The organism is Streptomyces sp. P17 (genome assembly GCF_032436805.1).
Classification (GTDB): Bacteria; Actinomycetota; Actinomycetes; order Streptomycetales; family Streptomycetaceae; genus Streptomyces.
This window is the reverse complement of sequence record NZ_JAVRBF010000366.1, coordinates 1-414: the sequence shown is the minus strand read 5'-3', so window position 1 is coordinate 414 and position 414 is coordinate 1. Positions and strand designations below refer to the sequence as shown.

The window sequence follows — 414 nt, the reverse complement described above, 5'->3', positions numbered from 1 at the left end:
CATCTGGTCTGCTTCTGCAAACCTGCTGCCTGTCATGGTGATGCAATCATGGAGAAACTGAAATGTGCAGCCTGCTGAACAAGCTCCGTAAAGGCCGAAGCGATGTGGAATACTCGAACGGCTACAACTACGCCAAAAGACAGCATGAGAAATTCGGTGATGACTATCTCCAAGAACTGGAAGCACAGTGTTATGGAAACAACCACCCATTCGACCGAGGAATTGCCGACTACGTTGACGAACACGAACCACGATCCCTCTTGGGATAAGGCTGTAGCAGCCTTGTCCAAGCATTGTAGGGAAAATGGTCTGTATGCACGCACACTTATCAAAGGCGGCTCTCTCATCATAAAGGAACGCAGACGATGAAACTGTATTTCGTCCGGCACAAACCCACTGGCTACTACATTCCTC

At 49.0% G+C, this 414-nt stretch carries 1 protein-coding gene; it reads right to left on the bottom strand.

The annotated features are described in order from the left end of the window. Positions 1–32 precede the first annotated feature (32 nt). On the bottom strand, positions 33–414 hold a 382-nt coding region (locus tag RMT89_RS41315), incomplete at its 5' end, for a hypothetical protein (protein WP_315888898.1).